Annotated in this window: 21 protein-coding genes; 8 read left to right on the forward strand and 13 right to left on the reverse strand. The window is 59.0% G+C overall.

Annotated elements, in window-relative coordinates:
- Positions 1 to 134 precede the first annotated feature (134 nt).
- The 3 genes from J4862_RS01940 (at position 135) to J4862_RS01950 (ending at position 2,435) form a co-directional block, all read left to right on the forward strand.
- A complete protein-coding gene (locus J4862_RS01940) occupies positions 135 to 1,217 on the forward strand; it encodes a hypothetical protein (RefSeq protein ID WP_211789066.1) in 1,083 nt (360 codons plus the stop codon).
- A gap of 128 nt (positions 1,218 to 1,345) precedes the next feature.
- A complete protein-coding gene (locus J4862_RS01945) occupies positions 1,346 to 1,924 on the forward strand; it encodes a phage virion morphogenesis protein (protein ID WP_211789067.1) in 579 nt (192 codons plus the stop codon).
- A 1-nt stretch (position 1,925) separates the two neighbouring features.
- Positions 1,926 to 2,435 carry a hypothetical protein gene (locus tag J4862_RS01950; protein ID WP_211789068.1) on the forward strand — a complete coding sequence of 170 codons (510 nt, stop codon included), beginning with the start codon at positions 1,926 to 1,928 and terminating at the stop codon, positions 2,433 to 2,435.
- Positions 2,436 to 2,780: 345 nt separating this feature from the next.
- Here the strand turns inward: J4862_RS01950 and J4862_RS01955 are convergent, their stop codons facing one another.
- The 11 genes from J4862_RS01955 to J4862_RS02005 all read right to left on the reverse strand — a co-directional run bounded on the left by J4862_RS01955 (position 2,781) and on the right by J4862_RS02005 (position 9,537).
- Positions 2,781 to 3,251: a DUF4494 family protein gene (locus J4862_RS01955; RefSeq protein WP_211789069.1), complete on the reverse strand. Its 471-nt coding sequence runs from the start codon at positions 3,249 to 3,251 to the stop codon at positions 2,781 to 2,783.
- A complete protein-coding gene (locus J4862_RS01960) occupies positions 3,248 to 3,550 on the reverse strand; it encodes a hypothetical protein (RefSeq protein ID WP_211789070.1) in 303 nt (100 codons plus the stop codon). Before J4862_RS01960 ends, J4862_RS01955 begins: the two co-directional genes overlap by 4 nt.
- Before the next feature lie 11 nt (positions 3,551 to 3,561).
- Positions 3,562 to 4,218, reverse strand: a complete 657-nt coding sequence (locus J4862_RS01965) for a DUF3164 family protein (RefSeq protein WP_211789071.1) — start codon at positions 4,216 to 4,218, stop codon at positions 3,562 to 3,564.
- An 8-nt stretch (positions 4,219 to 4,226) separates the two neighbouring features.
- Positions 4,227 to 4,442, reverse strand: a complete 216-nt coding sequence (locus J4862_RS01970) for a hypothetical protein (RefSeq protein WP_211789072.1) — start codon at positions 4,440 to 4,442, stop codon at positions 4,227 to 4,229.
- Positions 4,443 to 4,453: 11 nt separating this feature from the next.
- Positions 4,454 to 4,885, reverse strand: coding sequence for a hypothetical protein (locus J4862_RS01975; RefSeq protein ID WP_211789073.1), 432 nt, complete (start codon positions 4,883 to 4,885; stop codon positions 4,454 to 4,456).
- A gap of 2 nt (positions 4,886 to 4,887) precedes the next feature.
- The gene (locus tag J4862_RS01980) at positions 4,888 to 5,085 is read right to left on the reverse strand and encodes a hypothetical protein (RefSeq protein ID WP_211789074.1); all 198 of its coding nucleotides are present in this window, start codon (positions 5,083 to 5,085) and stop codon (positions 4,888 to 4,890) included.
- Positions 5,086 to 5,089: 4 nt separating this feature from the next.
- Complete coding sequence (locus tag J4862_RS01985) at positions 5,090 to 5,506, reverse strand: hypothetical protein (RefSeq protein ID WP_211789075.1); 417 nt, start codon at positions 5,504 to 5,506, stop codon at positions 5,090 to 5,092.
- Between the two features lie 21 nt (positions 5,507 to 5,527).
- Positions 5,528 to 6,160 carry a hypothetical protein gene (locus J4862_RS01990; RefSeq protein WP_211789076.1) on the reverse strand — a complete coding sequence of 211 codons (633 nt, stop codon included), beginning with the start codon at positions 6,158 to 6,160 and terminating at the stop codon, positions 5,528 to 5,530.
- A 2-nt stretch (positions 6,161 to 6,162) separates the two neighbouring features.
- Positions 6,163 to 7,044, reverse strand: a complete 882-nt coding sequence (locus J4862_RS01995) for an ATP-binding protein (protein WP_211789077.1) — start codon at positions 7,042 to 7,044, stop codon at positions 6,163 to 6,165.
- 35 nt (positions 7,045 to 7,079) lie between these two features.
- Entirely contained in the window at positions 7,080 to 9,023 is a 1,944-nt protein-coding gene (locus J4862_RS02000) for a hypothetical protein (protein WP_211789078.1), read from the reverse strand.
- A gap of 154 nt (positions 9,024 to 9,177) precedes the next feature.
- A complete protein-coding gene (locus J4862_RS02005) occupies positions 9,178 to 9,537 on the reverse strand; it encodes a hypothetical protein (protein WP_211789079.1) in 360 nt (119 codons plus the stop codon).
- A gap of 101 nt (positions 9,538 to 9,638) precedes the next feature.
- On the opposite strand from J4862_RS02005, the gene J4862_RS02010 reads away from it, so the two are divergent.
- Positions 9,639 to 10,106, forward strand: coding sequence for a hypothetical protein (locus J4862_RS02010; protein WP_211789080.1), 468 nt, complete (start codon positions 9,639 to 9,641; stop codon positions 10,104 to 10,106).
- Between the two features lie 634 nt (positions 10,107 to 10,740).
- Here J4862_RS02010 and J4862_RS02015 read toward each other — a convergent pair.
- Both J4862_RS02015 and argS read right to left on the reverse strand, forming a co-directional pair.
- Positions 10,741 to 13,023, reverse strand: coding sequence for a GH92 family glycosyl hydrolase (locus tag J4862_RS02015; RefSeq protein WP_211789081.1), 2,283 nt, complete (start codon positions 13,021 to 13,023; stop codon positions 10,741 to 10,743).
- Positions 13,024 to 13,125: 102 nt separating this feature from the next.
- Positions 13,126 to 14,925: an arginine--tRNA ligase gene (gene argS / locus J4862_RS02020; protein ID WP_211789082.1), complete on the reverse strand. Its 1,800-nt coding sequence runs from the start codon at positions 14,923 to 14,925 to the stop codon at positions 13,126 to 13,128.
- A 508-nt stretch (positions 14,926 to 15,433) separates the two neighbouring features.
- On the opposite strand from argS, the gene rfbA reads away from it, so the two are divergent.
- The 4 genes from rfbA to rfbB are packed head-to-tail and all read left to right on the forward strand — an operon-like array spanning position 15,434 to position 18,790.
- Complete coding sequence (rfbA, locus tag J4862_RS02025) at positions 15,434 to 16,309, forward strand: glucose-1-phosphate thymidylyltransferase RfbA (protein WP_211789083.1); 876 nt, start codon at positions 15,434 to 15,436, stop codon at positions 16,307 to 16,309.
- 3 nt (positions 16,310 to 16,312) lie between these two features.
- Positions 16,313 to 16,873, forward strand: a complete 561-nt coding sequence (gene rfbC, locus J4862_RS02030) for a dTDP-4-dehydrorhamnose 3,5-epimerase (protein ID WP_211789084.1) — start codon at positions 16,313 to 16,315, stop codon at positions 16,871 to 16,873.
- Positions 16,870 to 17,748 carry a dTDP-4-dehydrorhamnose reductase gene (gene rfbD / locus J4862_RS02035; RefSeq protein ID WP_211789085.1) on the forward strand — a complete coding sequence of 293 codons (879 nt, stop codon included), beginning with the start codon at positions 16,870 to 16,872 and terminating at the stop codon, positions 17,746 to 17,748. The genes rfbC and rfbD overlap by 4 nt, the downstream gene beginning before the upstream one ends.
- On the forward strand, positions 17,741 to 18,790 hold the full coding sequence (gene rfbB / locus J4862_RS02040) for a dTDP-glucose 4,6-dehydratase (protein ID WP_211789086.1): 1,050 nt from the start codon (positions 17,741 to 17,743) through the stop codon (positions 18,788 to 18,790). Before rfbD ends, rfbB begins: the two co-directional genes overlap by 8 nt.
- Positions 18,791 to 18,802: the final 12 nt, after the last annotated feature.

Below are 18,802 nucleotides of genomic sequence, written 5' to 3' on the forward strand. Positions count from 1 at the left end.
TTATCAATGAGGCTGCCGTCGAGGGGCTGACCAGCTCCACGACACCTCCAACGCATGAACAAGACTTCTTGCGCGCCATAAGGCATTCGAACGAGGTCTTTAGCGCCTTCAAAGTGCATTCGATGTCCACTAAAATGGCGGAGCGTCTCATAGGCGAAGACGGCAAGCTGCGCTCTTTTTCCGAGTGGCGTAAAGCCGTCGCACCCATAGCACGCCACCAGGTGGGCTCCTGGCTGCAGACTGAGTACGACACCGCCATCCTCCGAGCACATCAGGCCGCCGACTGGCTCGAATTCGAACGCAACAAGGACCTCTTCCCTCACCTGCGATGGATGCCCACGACGTCCCCAGCACCCGAAGCCGCCCACCGCGTATTTTGGTCTAAGCCCGTCGTGCTGCCCATCGATGATCCTTTTTGGAGCGAGCACCGCCCAGGCGACCGATGGAACTGCAAATGCTCAATCGAAGCTACCGATGAGCCGATGAAGCCACTCACAGAGGAGGAGCAGAAGATCGCCGAGGACCCCAAGCATGCGGCACAGCCAGGCCTTGAAGGCAACCCCGCACACAAGGGGCTCATCACCGACAAGCATCCCTATTACCCCTCCAGCTGCAGCAAGTGTCCATTCTACAAACCTAAGGGGCTGAAGGGGCGCCTGCAGAAGGCTTTCGTCGGGCGCATCAAGGACTGCCACAGCTGCCCCTACATCAATGAGGCCCTTGAAGAGGCGATGAAGGGTGACGCAGGGATATATAGGATCGTAGAGCGTGAGGAGTTCGGAGATCGCTTCAAAATTAGCGACACCGCCGACCCCTCAGACCTCGAGGATAACAAGCGAGTAGCACGGGCTATACTGCGATCCTTTCCCGATATTCGAGTTCGAATCAGGTCACACATTAGAGAGCATGAGGTTAAGAACCCCGAGCTAAATATAGATGGGCTTATTGCCGACAACAAGAGGATTAAGGGCGAGGAGGGTATTACCAGCGGATTCAACAAAGCCATAAAGCAAGGTTGCAAAGCTGTGGTAATCGACCTGGATGCCAATCTAGGGAGATTGCGAATTAACGACCTCTCTAAATATCTCTCTCGGCGAGCTACCGACTTTAAGGAGGGGAGGATTCAGAAGTGCTACGTGGTTTATAGAGGCAGGGCTATCATGATCGAAAGCGGAGACAAGGGAGGGATAAGAGAAGCCCTCCGTCAACTGCAATAAAAGGAATGGAGTCGCAGATAGCTCTACGACCCCACTATAAACGTCACCCAGAGACCAGCGGAGCTTGATAGAATCGCACTTAGAATAGCTGGCGTGCTGACAACACAAAGATACAAAACATTCATATAATGCAAAATCATGACCTTGAAGGCAAGTTTCGAGAGCTCGCCAGGGAGCTCGAGCGCGAACTGAATAATCGCCTGCCGCGCAGGGTGGGCGTCTACGCCAAGAACCACTTCACCGACAACTTCAGAAAGTCGGGCTTCGTCGATGGAGGGTTACACCCCTGGCAGCAGGCAAAGCGCCAACTGGGCAGTGGCACCTCTGCACGCTACCCTACGCTGACCTCCTCACGCAACCATCTAATGCGGAGCATCCAGTCCACCCCAGGACGCGGCTATGTGCTCATAACGAACCCTGTCCCCTACGCAGCGATACACAACGAGGGCGGCGAGCTAAGGGTGCAGCCCACCATCAGCCAGCAGATGCGCAAGTGGGCTTGGCGACGCTACTACGAGGAGGGCGGAAAGGAGAGCAAGGATGCTGAGAAGTGGAAGGGGCTAGCCCTGACGCGCAAGAAGACGCTAACCATCGACATCAAGATGCCTCAGCGCCAGTTCATCGGGGAGAGTAAGGAGCTGCGCGAGAAAATAGATGCGGCCATCGCCGACGTAGTCCACAGAATTAACGACAAGATATTTACGTGATATGGAACATATCCTTTTACCTATCATCCGAAGGCTCTCCGAAGGCATCCCCGAGCTCATGCTCGTCGATGAGGACTACGGACAGCTTGAGATGCTGGATGACTCCAAGCGCGACAGCTACGCCATTACCTTCCCCGCCGTGCTCATCGACCTCGAGGAGGTCAGCTGGGAGGGCATCGCAGGGGATGGGCAGTATGGGACAGCCAGCATTAAGGCACGGCTCATCATCGACTGCTATGACGACACGCATGCTGGTAGTGGCACGGAGGAGTTCATCCAAGAGCGCTCAGCACTCCGCTGGCGGATGCACGCGCTTCTGCAAGGCTTTTCAGTGGCCGAAGGGTCGGGAGGGCTCATCCGAGAGGAGAGCAAGTTCTACACATGGCGGCATGGAATTAAGGTCTACGAGGAGCGTTACAGCTGCCGCGTCGTCGAGCTCACGAGTCCCCAAAAAGCGACGGCGCCTCAGGGGCTACGCTTGGGGCTTTCCTCTTCCCCAGGGGCTTCCTGAAGCCCGAGAACTCGCGGGGGCGCTCCTCTGATTCCTTCTGCTCCTGGTAGACGTAGTGCCGCAGGATGTGCATGATGGTCCCCTCAGCGATAAAGAACTCTTCCTCGAGGATCGGGAAGATCGCCGAGTAGCGTAGACCGCGCTTGCTGAACAGCTCTTTATAGCGCTTATACAGCTTTCTATTGCGTAGCTCTATGAGTTCTTTGCTTCGTCCTTTGGGCATGAGAGAGGGGAGGGGCTAATTGTCGCTACAAAGATACAACCGAAACACCCCACGCAACAAGCGGCAAGGGGCTGCGCACCAACACGGTGCGCAGCCCCTTGCTGCTTTAGGTTACCTGGTGCTTAGTCCTTGTAGACCTTGACCTCGGCGGGAGCGATCTCGCGCTCTATGATCGTGTCGATGGGCGAGCGCTGCACGCTGACGACATCCTCAAGACCAGCCCCCACAGGGTAGAGCGCCTTCATTGACTCGAGCACGTCGTAGGTGTCTGTGGCCTCCACGAGGTAGAGCAATCGCCTCGTCGTCTCCTTGCCCAGCTCGCCCTCCTCGCGGTAGTCGAGCTTCACCCAGTAGTAGGCGGTCGCGGTGTCCTCGGCGAGCTGCTGACGGGAGACCTCCTCGACCTTGCGGCGGACCACGCTCACCACGTCGATGTATTGTGACCCCTCGGGGTAGTGCTCGGCGAGATCCTCCTGGAGTAGGCGCTCCGCCTCCGCATGAGAGTGGGCGCGCACGAGCGCCTGCAGCGTCGAGGAGCCGTCTGCGTCGAGGCCAAAGGAGCTCGAGGCCTTGCAGAGATACCAGTGTATCATCGGGCAGCTCCTTCCTCCTCGACGCCGAGGCTGCGCTTAAGGCGGGACTTATAGATGGCATCGCCGCTGGCCATCGCCTCCAGTGAGGACCGATAGAAGCCGAGACTATCGCCGTCGCTGAAGAGTATCCATTCGCTTCCGTCGTCGCTGTTGTAGTTGTGCACCACGAGCGTCATCAGGGGCAGCTCGGCAAGGTAGCTGCGGTGGATGGGTGACGCACCCGCCTCGGGGCTCTCCTCCTCTGCCCAAGGCATAGGCAGCCAGTCGATGTAGTCGGATAGTTCTTTCTTGTTGATCATCGCTGTGGTCATTAGATGTTAATCATTGCCAGGGGGACGTTCCTCCAGGCACCCGCCTCGTCCTTCTCTTCCGCGCGAAAGTAGTACTTCGTCCAGTCGAAGCGGAGCGATTCCTTAATGATACGGACGCCCTCGGCGAAGGTGTCCGATCCGAATTCTTCGGCGTAGCGGTCCAGCTGCAGGATCTTGTCGGGCTCGATCTCGCCCTGGGAGTTCTCGCTCAGCAGGTCAAGGATGATGCGCACCAGCTTTTGGCTCTCCTCATCCGTCCCGAGCGTTTCGAGGTACTCCTTCACCAGCCCGATGCCCGCCTCCGCGGTCGTGTCGTGGGTGAACTTCTTATAGCGCCCGATGATGATCCGCTGGGTGCACTCCTTGTTGACAAAGGAGTACTGCCCCTGCTTCGCTTCCGTGTCGAAGGCCTCGTTGCGCATCTTCAGGAGGCCGAGGAAGCGCTCCATCACCGTCTTCTTGGCGCCCTGCATCTGCTCGTTGAGAGACTTGATGAGGGGGAAGACCTCCGCCACCGCCTCCTCGCTGAGCGTGCGGTAGGCTTCGCGCTCCGCCTGCCGCTGGAGCGCCTTCTTACTCTCCTCCTGCTGCTGTTTCAGGGCTTGATACTCAGCCCACTCTTCGTCCGTCATTTGGACGGTCCTTACTTGTTCCATTTTTTGTTCTAGTAGTTTATGTGGATAGCTGGCGCAGCATAGGCGCTGCGCTTTTTGTCGTCTAGTCGGTCGCGTACGCTTTCGATTTTCCATCCGAGTGATCGATAGCGGACTTCTTCGCTTGGGGTGGCGACGCCGCGCAGCTTGCGATCGAGGAGCTCCTGACGTTCTCGCTCCAGCTTGGCGATTTCCGCCGTGTAGGTCTTTCTCAAACATTCTTCCATAGTCTGTATAGTTAGGAGGGGGCTTGCCCCTTGGTGAGTGCTTCGCCCAGTTTGCAGAGCTGCTGACGCTCCTGCTTGCGTGAGGCCTTGTTCTGCATGCTTAGAAGCTTGCGCCGAAGCGCCTGGAGCTCGCCTATCGTGAGGTGGCTGAACTTCTTCCCCGCGATTTTTGGTGAGGAACAGAAGCGATCGACGGCGTCCCAGTCGGATGTGTCGACGCCGTAGCGCTGTAGCTGCTTGAGTGCTGCCGAGCGCGCCTTTTTGCGGGCTGCCTCGTCCGTCGTCTCACTCTTCATCGCGCGCAGCATCGCATTGTACTCATTGACCTCCATGGCGCGCAGGCTGTCCGTGCGGCCGTTCGTCCACTGTATTACGAGCTCCTCCTTCGTTATGCCCTCCAGCTGCCGCAGGAGCGCATAGAAGGCAGCGTAGTTCTTATCCATGGCTATCGGCGGCTACGGTTGTATCGGCTGCGGCGCAGCTCTTCGTCGTACATCTTCTTCAGGTCGTAGCTGAGCAGCGTCGTATAGACGGACCAAAAAGCTAAGAAGACCAGTAGGCAGCCCCAACTACCATTAAGGTAGTCGAGGAGGACAGCGACGAGCGCGAGTACAATGCCGAGGGTGATCTGTAATGCGTTCATTGCTTTACTTGTCTTGGGGTTCAACTTGCTCCAGGAACGCCTTGTATATCTTTTCATTCCGCAGCTTGAGCTCCACGAGCTTCTGGCTCTTTTCGTAGTGGGCTTTACGTTCCTGCTTGAGCAGCATCCACAGACGCGTAACCTTCTGCTCCGCCTTCTCTCGAGCAGCTCGCTGGGCGTGCAGCTCGTCTCTCACGGCCTCCAAGACCCCCTTACACAGCAGCAGGATCCCTTGACTTTCAAGCTTCTCTTCCTCGAGCTTCTCCAGCTCGATATTCTGCTCCGCGATGAGCTGCGCCTGGGTCTTCACGACATCCCGATGCGCCTCGCGCTCCTTGGCGACCAAGTCGCCTGCGAGCCAGTTCCACACGCCCACTCCGAGCACGGCGCCAAGGACGCCCACAAATAGATTACTTACCATTGTCCTACGTATTTAGTGTTATTAGTTGTCATTTTCTTCTAATCCCCAGTACTTCGCCTCGGCTTCTGCCCAGATGCTATAGTGCTTACCCGCTTCGGGCACGAAGCGTCCCTTGCATATTGCTCGATAGCCTTGTACTAGGATTTTCATGTCAGCGTCATATTGGACGCTGACGGCAGTCGACCCTTTTGGCTTCTCCCCATCGGCGTGCGACACGAAGACGAAGAGCTTGTTGGGGAACTGCTCCTTGAGCTTTCTATACTCCTTGTAGTTCATACCTGTGTACTGTAAGGAGTCGATAATCACGAAGTCGGGGGATCGTTGGCGCTTGAGACGCTCGATGAGGGCTTCTATCGGCTCTCTGTCGAGGACCAAGAAGCGCCCCCGAGCTTCCTCCATTCGGCAGCGGCGCATATTGTTTTGGAAGGAGAGGGAGAGGGACTCTTCAAGAGAGTTGTAGGCGACCTTGCCGTGCTTAGTTAACTCTCTAGCTAGTTGCATCGCAAAGGAGCTCTTCCCGTTGGCGCTCTCTCCCCAAATGATCCAGACACCTGTGCGTCCTGGCTCCCCGAAGGCATCCCGCCACACTCCCTCGAAGGGGATGCTGGGGATCTTCTTACGGAGTATCTCGGAGGCTGAATAGGCTCTTTCCATCGTTATGCCCCCGCTTGTAGTTTGAGCTTCTCGATCTCGGTGTAAGCTCTACGAAGGCTCCCCGACTTTCGAGCAAGACTAACAGCGTCCACCCCTTGGGGTACATTGAGCTTTGCCACCTCGACCACCTGGCGCATCAGGAAGTTCTTTCGCTCCTCCCCGTCGAGCGGTGTCACCTGGCGGTAGGCATCGCCGAAGCGGGAGAAGAGCTCGGCATATCCCACCTTTCGACAGTCGATGCTTCGCTCAATCTTCGCTCGTAAGCCATCTGCACCCATCATATACCATCCGCAGGCATTCTCGAGCGCATTCCACAAGGCTTTGAGTTCAAGGAAGGCTTCATACTGAAGGTCTCCAGCCTCATCAAGGATGATCAGGGGCTGGTGGAGGCTCTTGACGTAGTAGACGAGGTTAGCGTAGATCTCTTCATATCTTCCCTTGGCTTCCAAGCCAAAGCCTAGGGCGATCTGTCGTACCAGACGAACCTTCGTCTTGACCTGCGAGCAGTCCACGTAGACTACATTCTTATGCGTCCGAGCGTATTGCCGAGCTGAGAAGGTCTTGCCGATGTTCGGTAGGTCGCAGAGCAGGGCAGAGAGACTTCGCTCCTGACATGCTTCCAGTTGTCCCGTTACATAGTCATAGGTAGCGGTTGGTGCTACCTTCCATTCGATTTCTCCACGCAGGGGCACGTTGAGTCGTCGGGCAATGCTAAGCCAAGCAGTCTCACTCAGCTGTTTCTCGACCTTCCCCTTCTTCAGGGCATTGTAGACGCTGGGGGAGATCCCCAGGGCGGTGGCGTGCTTGCTATCGCTGGGGTAGTTAGCACGGTCGGCGATGATTGCCTCGAGCGTGCGCCCCTTGAGTTCTTTCGTTAGCTCCATTCTAATTCTATTTGATGAGTGTTCGATTACTATTCTTACAGGTCTGCTAGCGCCCTCGCTCGGATGTCGTCGACCTCGGGGGAGGTCACCAGCCAGTCCTCTGTTTCGTTTTCGTCGTGGAGTTCACCATCCTCGCCACGGCGTAGCGTGACCACCTCCTGAGGCTTGAGGTCGGTAAGCATTCGGTGTGTCTCTTCCTTCAGCAGGCGAGCCTTATCAGGGAGACGCTCCGTGATGTAGGTGTCGAAGGACTTTACACGCTGTAGCTGTCCGTGTAGCTTCTTGCGATCCTCCGCTGTCTGTTCGATCGTCGCTTCATTGAAGCGTTCGACCTCGACCGCTGTCTCGATGTACCGCCCACCTTCGTAGACGTAGACCTCGTCCATCTTACCTTCTTCCTGTTCCCACCAGTAGGCATCTACCTTGCCGTTGCGGTCCTTCAGCTTCCCGATAGCTTGGGGCGAAAGGGAGAAGGAGCGGTAGTTCGCCTTGATAGCCCCTCGACGTACCGAGGTGGCGCGATGTTCGCCGAGCAAGACGGCTAGGCGGTGCATGTCGATACTTGCTAGTTCGGGATTGACCGACTCCTGGAGGACTTCCCATCGGGTGCGTCCGCCCCAATACGCTTCGTTGCTATGAGGCGAGTGGTTGTACTTATAGATGAGTTCCTCATAGTAGGCGACGGCATCCTCATACGCCCAAGCCTTGACCTTGAAGCGGTCGTTATGCTCATCGAAGCTCTTCTCTTCGCTGGTCTGGTTTGCCTCAAGCTTAGCGTAGTGGCGACCAGTGTTGGGGATGTACTCCTTCTCTATTGTGTACTTAAAGAGTCTGTTGAAGTGCTCAGCGCCCTTTGCCTGTGAGTTCCCAGGTGCCAAGAAGAGGGCCTTAGGGAAGAGTGCCCCATCCGCCATCAGTGAGGTGCGGAAGTCCGACACCAGGTGCTGTTCCACCTCCGCCTCATGTGGGCAAGGTAGCCCTAGCGAGAGGAGCGTGCGGAAGGTTGAGCGCAGACAGCCGATGAAGATGTCGTGGCGCTTCTTCCCCGAGAAGGCATACCCGATGATTGCTTGGCTTGCCAAGTCGTAAGCCACGTAGATCTTCAGGCTGACGGTCTCGCTGATGCCCTTCTCTCTCCAGTTGACCTTGATTTTGAGATCTCGGTCGTCGAGGGAGATCTTCGAGAGGGACATCGTTGGGCGATTACGCATCACATAGGGCTGGTGCTTGCCTCGCCAGGTCTGGTAGTCATCGTGTACCTTACCTCGCAGTGCCTTTGCCTCAGGGGTATTGAGGTAGAAGGCAACCGTAGAAGGGGAGAGGGGCTTGTACTGACGATTGTCGTACAGCTCACCCGTCTCGGGATTGTAGATGGCTACTAAACCTTCCACGAAGTCATTGTATCGGTCTGCCACCGTGCTGTTGTAAGGGCGAGTATCATCGTTATCGATGGCGAGGAGGAGGCGGAGCGTATTGTGATCGACTTTGCGACTCTGTTGGTTACCGAACTTCTTGCTTATGAGACTTTCGTAGCCCTCCTGCTCAAACTCCCGCAGTACCTTCCTAAAGCGGGGGGCACTCTGAGGGAGCGTATGCCCCACTTCTTGTCTATAGTAGCTGATAGCACTTGTCAGTTGTTCCCAGCGTACCCTTTTGCTACCTCCCATCACTCGCTTCAAGAGGCGTATGTCCGCTTGCAAGCTCCGTACGCTCTGTAGTACCGACGCATTCACGATGTACTCCTCTGTCAGCTGGGCTATGCGCTCAAGAGAGAGGGTGAGGTTAAGCTCGCGCAGGCGCTTAGGGTAGTACTCCTGAGCGAGGCGGTCTCTATGGTAGTGGTCGCTGAACCATTTGCGGAGTACCGCCACATGGACGGCATCGCTCCCAATGCGCTTATCCACCTTGTCTCGGAGCTCTCGGGGCAAGCTATCGTAGTCGATGAGCACGTTACTCCCAGCGCCTCCACCACGGCGCAAGACTTTAATCTTCCCTCGGTTGACAAGATTCCGATAGTTGTATGTGGTAATCACTGGAGCCAAACACTCGGACTTGTCATCGGCTGTGCGCCGATCCTCCGTGAGGTCAGCAAGATCTATCACCGTGGATTTCCCGTAGTGCTGGAGCATAGCCTTAGAGATTGGAGGCTAGTGTCTGGAGCCCATCAAGCATATTAATGGTTACGTGGTAGCAGAGGCTGACTACTCTCCCATTATGCTCAATGCGCCCTTCGCTGTTACCCTTGTCAATGATGATCCGTGCACCATTTCTGAAGACCTGGATCATCTGCCCGTCAGCGTCATGTATCGTCTCGCACTCTGGTATGGTGCAGTAGACCTCACCGCCTAGCTCGAGAGCCAGGGCACGAGCCTTCCTCGCATCCTCTCCATCTCGCTTGTAGTTGAGAGCGAGGGATAGCCCGCCCTCTGTGATGCCCAGCTCCTGCATGATGCGCTTGCGGACATCGGCACCTACTTCAATGTGTCGTTGCATAGTTGTTGCCATTGTGATTATTGTCTCTAATCAGTTTCTGTCTATCTTTACACGTTGTTAAGTCTTAACAACACTGCAAAGTAAAGACTAAATTTCGACTAATGCAAGAAAAGGGGTGCAAAATTTCGGCTCCAATCAAGGAGAGGGTACGTATGTATTTGAAAGTGAAGGGGGTAAAAATTCGTGATTTTCTCGAGGCTACTGGTGTATCAGAGTCTAATTTTAAGTCAAAGTACAGCGAGTTTGGCGGAGAGGCAATAGCCGAAATAATGTCTACTTACGGTGATATATCGCCATACTGGCTAATCTTAGGGAAAGGCGAGATGCTTACAGCGCATCGCCCTCTCATTGAGATCGGCAATATTAAAGGGGATAACAATATATATGGAGATGCCAACACCATACCCTCATTAGGAGACAGACACCTCGGAGATCAGGAGGCTCTTCTGCGAAGCCAATCAGAGCAAATCCGCATTCTTGAAGAGCAAGTGGGACACCTAAAGGAGCTCCTATCGAAACGAGACGACCAGATGGATCAAGTGTTAGCCTTGCTCCATTCTAAGAAGTAAGAGACTTTACCTGCTGTCTCTCAATGGGATAAGATTCAATAAGCAATGTAATACCCCCCTATACTCAAGTGTGATTGCGGTGTTTAATGGTAAATTAATGCTGTTTACTACTCTCACACATGAGGAAATTACACCCTGTTTGAATTTCCAAGTGAATTCCCTTGATGCCTCTTTTAGAATTCCCTTTTGGGGCAAGCAAGTGAATTCCCTATGCACTTCGAATGATGTATTTTCATATAACTGCCTCTCAATATCAAAGATGTGAGCGAGGGCAGAAACAGCATAGGCGGTTATAGCAGGACTCATCCTCTATAACCGCCTATTTCAAGCGTTTGCGCCCGCTATGGGCGTTCTATGGGGCTATCTCAGCCCTTCAGTGTTCGAATGTAACACGTACCGCCTTCTAATGCCATCCGAAGCCTCTCAATGTAACACCAATGTAACCCAAATGTAACGCTTCGTTTTGCAGGCGCATTTGCCTGTGTCCTTCACGAACTACGCGACAATCAGCGATTTAAGGGGTGTTGAGCAGAGGTATTATTGTGTACGTTTCGTTCTACCCCCCTTAACACAGCGCCCCGCAGCTCACGAGAAGCTGCGGGGCGTGATACCTGAGTGAGAGGAGGGACGGTGCCTAGCGCTCGTCCTTGAGGTCGATCTTATCGGCCGAGGGTGGGGGGAGCTTGGCTCCCCATTCCTTATTGGGCTTGTCGCCCATGACGAAGACGAGGCGGCCGCCCGAGGCGAGCTCGCTGTGACGCAGCCAAGCACGGTCGAGCGCCTTGCCGTTGAGCTCGGCGCGCTGGATGTACTTATTGACCGAGGAGGCGCCCTTAGCCTCGATGACGAAGCTACGTCCCGAGGAGAGCTGCAGCGTCACCTTCTCGAAGAAGGGCGTACCGATCACGTAGACGGGCAGCCCAGGCGTCACGGGGTAGATCCCCATCATGGAGAAGACGACGAAGGCGCTGAGTCCGCCACCATCCTCATCCCCAGGGACGCCCATCAGGTCATTGCGGAACCAGGTGTCAATGAGCTTGCGCACCAGGCGCTGCGTACGCCAGGGAGCCCCAGCGTAGGTATAGAGGTAGGGGATGTGCATGCTGGGCTCGTTGCTCATGGCGAACTGCCCTACGTTGCCCGTCTGGTCGGGGAGCTGGCTGTAGAACTCCCACTTGGACTTGCTGAGCGGGGTGCGCAGCGTCTGGTCAAGGTTGGCGATGAAGCGCTCGCGGCCGCCCATCAGGTAGATGAGGTCGGCGGGATTGTGCGGTACGCCCCAGCGGTAGGTGTAGGCGTTGTTCTCGTCGTAGTAGTCGCGCGCCCCGAGGCCACCCGAGAGCTCGTAGTCGAAGGGCTGGATGAACTGCCCGCGGCTGTCGCGTGGATGGAAGAAGCCCGTCTCGTAGTTGAAGAGCTTGCGGTAGTCGTAGCTGCGGCGTAGGTAGCGTGCGGCATCCTCGTCGTGCCCCGCGCACTTAGCCAGCTGCGCCAGCGTCCAGTAGTCGTAGGCCGCAGCTAGGCTTACGGCTACGCTCTGGCGCTTCTCCCAGAGGGTGACGCGTGGGTCACTCTCGCGCTCGCCTGGACGTAGGGCGGGCATGTAGCCGCGCTCGTCGAGTGCCTTAGAGAGGGGCCCCTTGGGGATGCGGGTCCAGGGGAGGTAGGACTTCTCCTCCAGCGTGCGCTGGGCAGCGGTGTAGGCCGCTGCGAGGTTGAAGCCCGTGACACCCTTGGCATAGGCATCGGCGAAGGTGGCGATGGTGTGCGAGCCGTTCATGCGGTGCGTGTCGCCCTGTACCTCGGGGAAGGTAGGCAGCCAGCCCTCGGGGGACTGGTGCGCCATCCGCAGCAGCGAGGTGAGCATCTGCTGCTCGCGCTCAGGGTCGAGCAGCAGGCGCAGCGGGTGCACGGCACGGTAGGTATCCCACAGCCAGTCATCGGTGTAGAAGGGTACGCCGCCGTCCTCGTGTACCTTGTTGTCGAAGGCCGACCAGTAGCGTCCCTCCTCCGAGATGCAGACCATACGCTCGTAGGTGCGGTAGAGGGAGGTGTAGAAGGTGCTCCGCTCGGCGGCCGTCCCGCCCTCGACCTGGATCTTGTCCAGTGCCTTGGCCCATTCGTTGCGCCCAGCCTTGGCCACGAGCTTGAGCTCGTAGGACTGGATCTCCCGCTGGACATTGCGCTGCGCCTGCTCTACGCTGATGTAGGAGACGCCGTAGCGCAGGGCGCCCTTGTCGCCGCTGAGTGCCACGACGATACTTGAGCCCGAGACGCTGTCGGGCTGCATCTGCACGCGCCCTGTACGTACCTCCCGCAGGCCAAGCGCCTTGGGCGCCTCGCTCAGCTCTGCCCAGAGATAGACCCGCGTAGAGTCGGAGAGCTGCTGCCAGCCCGAGATGCTGCGCCCCGAGGCACGTAGCTGACCGTCGGGCGTGGAGAAGACGAGATAGCGCCCCGAGCCCTGTCCCTCGAAGTCAAAGGTATAGAGGGCGCTGCGTGCTGCGGGGGCATAGCCTACGCTGACCTCAGGCTCCAGCAGGCGTACGCTGTAGAGGTAGGGCTTGACCTCCTCCTGGTCGTAGCTGTAGCGCGTGACGGCGGGGACGGAGTCCTCCAGCGAGGTGCGGGGGCTGAGGGCAAAGGCGGAGATCCCGCGGTGCGAGGTGAGGATGAGCGGGAGGCCCTCCAGCTGCTCGGCGGCGTAGTCCGTGCGCTGGGGGTGGACGCGCATCATACTGTTCGGTAGGTGCACCGTGGGGAAGGTGGGCACGAGCAGGTGGCTGATGCTCCCCAGGTAGGGGTTCACGTAGTCGATGGGATCACGCTGCTCCCCGCTGGTGCTGCTGCTCGGGCTGCAGGCCACGAGGAGCCCCGAGCCCAGGAGGAGGGCATAGAGGATCTGTCTAGTCGTCATAGCTGCTTTATGAATGCCGGAGGGACGCCCCGAGGCGGCTTGCCTCGAGGCGTCCCTCCGCTCTTAGATGATGCTGGTGGCGCCCATGGCTGGGGGCTTGGGTTACATGCGCTCGGGCATCTCGATGCCCAGCAGGGCCGAGCCCGCGGCGATGGTACGGGCGATGACCTCGGAGAGGGCGAGGCGGAAGGCACGCTTCGTCTCGTCCTCCTCCTTGAGGATGGAGTGCTCGTGGTAGAACTGGTTGTACTCCTTGACCAGCTCGTAGACGTAGTTAGCGATAAGTGCGGGGCTGAAGTCGCGGGCTGCATCGGCCACGACATCGGCGTACTCGGCGAGCTTGGCTACCAGCTCCTGCTCCTTCGTCTCGAGGGTGAGGGTCTTGGGATCGAAGCGCTCGGGCAGGCTGATGCCCTGCTCGGCGGCACGGCGTAGCACGCTGCGGATACGGGCGTAGGTGTACTGGATGAAGGGGCCCGTATTGCCGTTAAAGTCGATGATCTCCTCGGGGCGGAAGACGATGTTCTTGCGGGGATCGACCTTGAGGAGGAAGTACTTCAGCGCTCCGAGGCCTACGCGGCGAGCTACCTCGTCCGTCTCCTCGGGGCTCATATCCTTGGCCTTGCCCTGCTCCTCGGCGATGCTGCGCGCCGTGGCGATCATCTCGTCCATGAGGTCATCGGCGTCGACGACCGTGCCCTCACGGCTCTTCATCTTGCCGTTGGGCAGCTCGACCATGCCGTAGCTGAAGTGTACGAGCCCCTTGCCAAAGTCATAGCCGAGGCGGTCGAGCAGTAGGGAGAGCACCTTGAAGTGGTAATCCTGCTCGTTACCCACGACGTAGACCATCTTGTCGATGGGGTACTCGTCGAAGCGCTTCTTCGCCGTCCCGATGTCCTGAGTCATGTAGACGGAGGTGCCGTCGGAGCGCAGTAGGATCTTGCGGTCCAGTCCTTCGTCGGTGAAGTCGGCCCATACCGAGCCGTCGGGATCCTGGACGAACTTCCCCTCCTTCAGTCCACGCAGTACCTCGGCCTTCCCCTCGAGGTAGGTCTCGGACTCGTAGTAGATCTTGTCGAAGCTGACGCCCATGCGCTCGTAGGTCTCGTCGAAGCCCGCGTAGACCCAGCTATTCATCATGCGCCAGATGGCTACGGTCTCCTCGTCGCCCTCCTCCCAGCGGCGCAGCATGGCGCGCGCCTCGGCCATCAGCTCAGAGGCGGCCTCGGCCTCCTCCTTGCTCTTGCCTGCGGCCATGAGGGCCTCGAGCTCGGCCTTGTAGTGCTTGTCGAAGAGGACGTAGAAGTCCCCGATCAGGTGGTCGCCCTTCTTGCCCGTGCTCTCGGGCGTGGCGCCCTCGCCCCAGCGTACCCAGGCGAGCATGGACTTACAGATATGGATACCGCGGTCGTTGACGATATTGGTCTTGACCACGCGCTGCCCTGCGGCCTCTAGGATCAAGGCGAGGCTGTAGCCGAGGAGGTTGTTGCGCACGTGCCCGAGGTGCAGGGGCTTGTTGGTATTGGGCGAGGAGTACTCGACCATGACCAAGGGGGACTGCTCCGTGGCGCGGATATGTCCGTAGTCCGCATCGTGGCGTATGGCGTTGAAGTCCTCGACCCAGGCCGCGGTGGCGATGGTGAGGTTGAGGAAGCCCTTGACGACCTGCACGCTGGTGACGAGCTCAGGGTGACGCTCCAGCAGTGCCTCGCCTAGCTCCTGGGCCGTAGCCTCGGGGCTCTTGCGGGAGACCTTCAGGAGGGGGAAGGTCACCAGGGTCCACTGACCCTCGAATTCGCTGCGTGTCTTCTGCAGCTGTAGCTGCTCCTGGGGCACGCTCTGTCCGTAGAGCTGCTCTACGGCTTGGCTCACTGCGCTCTGCAGTGCGTGTACGATGGACATATTGCTCTCTGCTTATCTTATACTTTGTCGGTGGGTGGCTTAGCCTCGGGGCTACGGCCTCGGGATCGCCCCGAGCTGCTGCCTCCGCTGGCTAGGAAGTACAAAGATACGAATAAGGGGCGCAAAGTCCAGACACTCAGCGCTGGGCTCGCCCTACAGCGCCTCGCGGAGTGCTTCCCCTTCGTGGGCGAGGATGCTCCGTGCTCGGGGTGAGCTCCGCTGAGGGATATCAGTCAGCCCGTCGAGGGCCGTCAGTCAGCGCCGTGAGGGCTATCCCTCAGCCCGCCGATGGGTATCAGTCAGCCCGCCGAGACTTGGGGTGGACGAAGCGCGCTGCCTCGAGTGGCTGCCCTCGGGCTGGGATGAGGCGGCTGCTCAGCCGCTCGGGAGGAGTCCGTCCTCCTGCCTACTGCGGCGTGCAGCTCGCTGGGGCTCGCGGGGATACGGGCAAAAGCCGTATCTTTATCCATCATTAAGAATCAGAACGGCAAACGACTCACCTAGATAGATGAAAGGAATAGTCCTAGCAGGCGGTGCGGGCACGCGCCTCTATCCCATCACCAAGGGCGTGAGCAAGCAGCTCCTGCCCATCTACGACAAGCCGATGATCTACTACCCGATCTCGGTACTGATGCTCGCAGGCATACGCGAGATACTCATCATCTCCACCCCCGAGGATCTGCCCGGCTTCCGCCGCCTCCTCGGTGACGGGTCGAGCTATGGGCTCAGCTTCAGCTACGCCGAGCAGCCCTCTCCCGACGGCCTAGCTCAGGCCTTCATCATCGGTCGGGACTTCATCGGCGACGACAGCGCCTGCCTCGTGCTGGGGGATAATATCTTCTACGGTATGAGCTTCACGCAGCTGCTGCAGCAGTCGGTGGCGCGTGCCGAGCGCGAGGGTAGGGCGACGATCTTCGGCTACTGGGTCAGCGACCCCGAGCGCTATGGGGTGGCGGAGTTCGACGCCGAGGGGCGCTGCATCTCCATCGAGGAGAAGCCCGCCCAGCCCAAGAGCAACTACGCCGTGGTAGGCCTGTACTTCTATCCCAATAAGGTCGTCGATGTGGCGGCTGAGGTCAAGCCCTCGGCACGCGGCGAGCTGGAGATAACGAGTGTGAACCAGGCCTTCCTCGAGTCGGGCGAGCTCAGCATAGAGACGCTGGGCCGTGGCTTCGCTTGGCTCGATACGGGTACGCATGACTCCCTCTCGGAGGCCTCTACCTTCGTCGAGGTCATAGAGAAGCGTCAGGGGCTCAAGGTCGCTTGCCTCGAGGAGATCGCCTACCACCAGGGCTGGCTCAGTGCTGAGGAGCTGCGCCGTGTGGCCGAGCCGATGAAGCGCAATCAGTATGGTCAGTACCTCCTTAGACTCCTCGAGCGCTAGCGTATGAAGATCCTAAATACTGCTATCCCCGAGGTCAAGATCCTCGAGCCGCGCCTCTTCGAGGATGCCCGCGGCTACTTCTTCGAGTCCTTCAATGAGCGCCTCTTCGCCGAGCTCGTAGCACCCGTACACTTCGTCCAGGACAATGAGAGCCGCTCCAGCTACGGCGTCGTGCGCGGCCTTCACTTCCAGTGCGGCGAGGCGGCGCAGGCCAAGCTGGTGCGCGTCATCCGTGGCCGTGTGCTGGACGTGGCGGTAGACGTGCGGCGGGGCTCGCCCACCTTCGGGCAGCACGTGGCCGTAGAGCTGACGGAGGATAATCACCGCCAGCTCTTCATCCCCCGCGGCTTCGCCCACGGCTTCAGTGTGCTGAGCGAGGAGGTCATCTTCCAGTACAAGTGCGACAACTACTACGCCCCCGAGGCCGAGGGCGCTATTGCCTGGGATGATCCCGCGCTAGGGATCGACTGGCGCATCCCGCACGAACGGGTGATCCTCTCGGCCAAGGACAGTGCTCACCCCCGCCTCTCGGAGGCCACCAAGCTAGCCGAGTACATCCGATGAGCTACGCCCAGCCACTTCTACTCCTCGGCGCCAGCGGTCAGCTCGGCAGCGAGCTGCGCCGCCTGCTGGATGCCGCCGCCGTACCTTATCTAGCCCCTGAGCTGGACGAGCTTGACCTCACGAGCCCCGCCTCCCTGACGAGCTACCTAGCGGCTCATCAGCCGCGCCTCATCATCAACGCAGCGGCCTATACCGCCGTGGACAAGGCCGAGAGCGAGCGTGAGCTCGCCGAGCAGCTCAATCATCTAGCCCCTGCTCAGCTCGCCCAGTGGGCTGCCGAGGCGGGCGCCTACCTCATCCACGTCTCGACGGACTATGTCTTCGACGGCACGGCACACAGCCCTCTGAGTGAGGAGCAGCCCACGGCGCCCCTCGGCGTCTATGGCCGTACGAAGCGCTCGGGCGAGGTGGCCATCGAGCGCTCGGGCTGCCGCTACACGATCCTCCGTACGGCCTGGCTCTACTCCAGCTACGGGGCGAACTTCGTCAAGACGATGCTTCGCCTGATGCGCGAGCGCAGCCAGCTCACGGTCGTCGCGGACCAGATCGGGAGCCCCACCTATGCGCGAGATCTGGCGGGCTGCATCCTCCAGCTCCTCCAGCTCCCCGAGCCGCTGGTCGGGCTCTACCACTTCAGCAATGAGGGGGTCGCCAGCTGGTACGACTTTGCCGAGGCCATACGCGAGTACGCAGGCCTCGACTGCGAGGTGCTGCCCATACCGACGAGCGCCTACCCGACGGCAGCCGAGCGCCCGCTCTATTCGCTCCTAGACAAGGCGAAGATCAAGGCAGCCCTGCCCGAGCTCTACATCCCCCACTGGCGCAGCTCGCTCCAGAGCTGCCTGCCCCTAATCCTAGCGAACACTCATGACTAAGTATACCCGTAGCCTCCTCATCACTGGGGGGGCGGGCTTCATCGGGGGGCACGTCGTGCGCCTGATGACCCAGCGCTACCCCGACTACCACATCATCTGCCTCGACAAGCTCACCTACGCGGGCAACCTCGAGACCATCTCTGACGTAGCCGAGGCACCGAACTTCACCTTCGTCCAGGCCGACATCTGCGACTACGAGACCATGTGCCGCCTCCTCGTGGAGCACGAGGTCGACGGCATCATCCACCTCGCGGCCGAGAGCCACGTGGATCGCAGCATCAGCGATCCCTTCACCTTCGCCCGTACCAATGTCCTCGGGACGCTGAGCCTGCTGCAGGCCGCCAAGGAGGTCTGGTCGGCACGCCCCGAGGGCTACGAGGGCAAGCGCTTCTACCACATCTCTACCGATGAGGTCTACGGAGCGCTGGAGCTGGACGGCGGCTTCTTCACTGAGGAGACGAAGTACGATCCGCACAGCCCTTATTCGGCGAGCAAGGCCTCCAGTGACCACTTCGTCCGCGCCTTCCACGATACCTACGGCCTGCCTACGCTGGTGACCAACTGCTCCAATAACTACGGGCCCTATCAGTACCCCGAGAAGCTGATCCCGCTCTTCATCCACAATATCATCCAGCGCAAGCCGCTCCCCGTCTACGGCAAGGGCGAGAACATCCGTGACTGGCTCTATGTCCTAGACCACGCCCGCGCCATCGACACCATCTTCCACAAGGGAGCCATCGCCTCGACTTACAACATCGGCGGCTTCAACGAGTGGCGCAACATCGACCTCGTGCACCTGCTGGTCAAGACCGTGGACCGCATCCTTGGGCACCCCGAGGGCTACTCCGAGGAGCTCATCACCTACGTCACCGACCGCGCGGGGCATGACCTGCGCTACGCCATCGACTCGTCGAAGCTCAAGGAGGAGCTGGGCTGGGAGCCTAGCCTCCAGTTCGAAGAAGGGCTGGAGCTGACCGTACGCTGGTACCTCGAGCACCAGGACTGGACGGAGCTCGTAGCGCGCCGCACGAGCGAGGCCTAGCTGTGCTATCCC

This window comes from Porphyromonas sp. oral taxon 275, assembly GCF_018127745.1.
Classification (GTDB): Bacteria; Bacteroidota; Bacteroidia; order Bacteroidales; family Porphyromonadaceae; genus Porphyromonas.

What these genes read in the sequence shown, in the direction of transcription:
- J4862_RS01940 (WP_211789066.1), top strand. Translation starts at nt 135, where the DNA reads ATGGCGGAGCGTCTCATAGGCGAAGACGGCAAGCTGCGCTCTTTTTCC.
- J4862_RS01945 (WP_211789067.1), top strand. Translation starts at nt 1,346, where the DNA reads ATGCAAAATCATGACCTTGAAGGCAAGTTTCGAGAGCTCGCCAGGGAG.
- J4862_RS01950 (WP_211789068.1), top strand. Translation starts at nt 1,926, where the DNA reads ATGGAACATATCCTTTTACCTATCATCCGAAGGCTCTCCGAAGGCATC.
- J4862_RS01955 (WP_211789069.1), bottom strand. Translation starts at nt 3,251, where the DNA reads ATGATACACTGGTATCTCTGCAAGGCCTCGAGCTCCTTTGGCCTCGAC.
- J4862_RS01960 (WP_211789070.1), bottom strand. Translation starts at nt 3,550, where the DNA reads ATGATCAACAAGAAAGAACTATCCGACTACATCGACTGGCTGCCTATG.
- J4862_RS01965 (WP_211789071.1), bottom strand. Translation starts at nt 4,218, where the DNA reads ATGGAACAAGTAAGGACCGTCCAAATGACGGACGAAGAGTGGGCTGAG.
- J4862_RS01970 (WP_211789072.1), bottom strand. Translation starts at nt 4,442, where the DNA reads ATGGAAGAATGTTTGAGAAAGACCTACACGGCGGAAATCGCCAAGCTG.
- J4862_RS01975 (WP_211789073.1), bottom strand. Translation starts at nt 4,885, where the DNA reads ATGGATAAGAACTACGCTGCCTTCTATGCGCTCCTGCGGCAGCTGGAG.
- J4862_RS01980 (WP_211789074.1), bottom strand. Translation starts at nt 5,085, where the DNA reads ATGAACGCATTACAGATCACCCTCGGCATTGTACTCGCGCTCGTCGCT.
- J4862_RS01985 (WP_211789075.1), bottom strand. Translation starts at nt 5,506, where the DNA reads ATGGTAAGTAATCTATTTGTGGGCGTCCTTGGCGCCGTGCTCGGAGTG.
- J4862_RS01990 (WP_211789076.1), bottom strand. Translation starts at nt 6,160, where the DNA reads ATGGAAAGAGCCTATTCAGCCTCCGAGATACTCCGTAAGAAGATCCCC.
- J4862_RS01995 (WP_211789077.1), bottom strand. Translation starts at nt 7,044, where the DNA reads ATGGAGCTAACGAAAGAACTCAAGGGGCGCACGCTCGAGGCAATCATC.
- J4862_RS02005 (WP_211789079.1), bottom strand. Translation starts at nt 9,537, where the DNA reads ATGCAACGACACATTGAAGTAGGTGCCGATGTCCGCAAGCGCATCATG.
- J4862_RS02010 (WP_211789080.1), top strand. Translation starts at nt 9,639, where the DNA reads ATGCAAGAAAAGGGGTGCAAAATTTCGGCTCCAATCAAGGAGAGGGTA.
- J4862_RS02015 (WP_211789081.1), bottom strand. Translation starts at nt 13,023, where the DNA reads ATGACGACTAGACAGATCCTCTATGCCCTCCTCCTGGGCTCGGGGCTC.
- argS (WP_211789082.1), bottom strand. Translation starts at nt 14,925, where the DNA reads ATGTCCATCGTACACGCACTGCAGAGCGCAGTGAGCCAAGCCGTAGAG.
- rfbA (WP_211789083.1), top strand. Translation starts at nt 15,434, where the DNA reads ATGAAAGGAATAGTCCTAGCAGGCGGTGCGGGCACGCGCCTCTATCCC.
- rfbC (WP_211789084.1), top strand. Translation starts at nt 16,313, where the DNA reads ATGAAGATCCTAAATACTGCTATCCCCGAGGTCAAGATCCTCGAGCCG.
- rfbD (WP_211789085.1), top strand. Translation starts at nt 16,870, where the DNA reads ATGAGCTACGCCCAGCCACTTCTACTCCTCGGCGCCAGCGGTCAGCTC.
- rfbB (WP_211789086.1), top strand. Translation starts at nt 17,741, where the DNA reads ATGACTAAGTATACCCGTAGCCTCCTCATCACTGGGGGGGCGGGCTTC.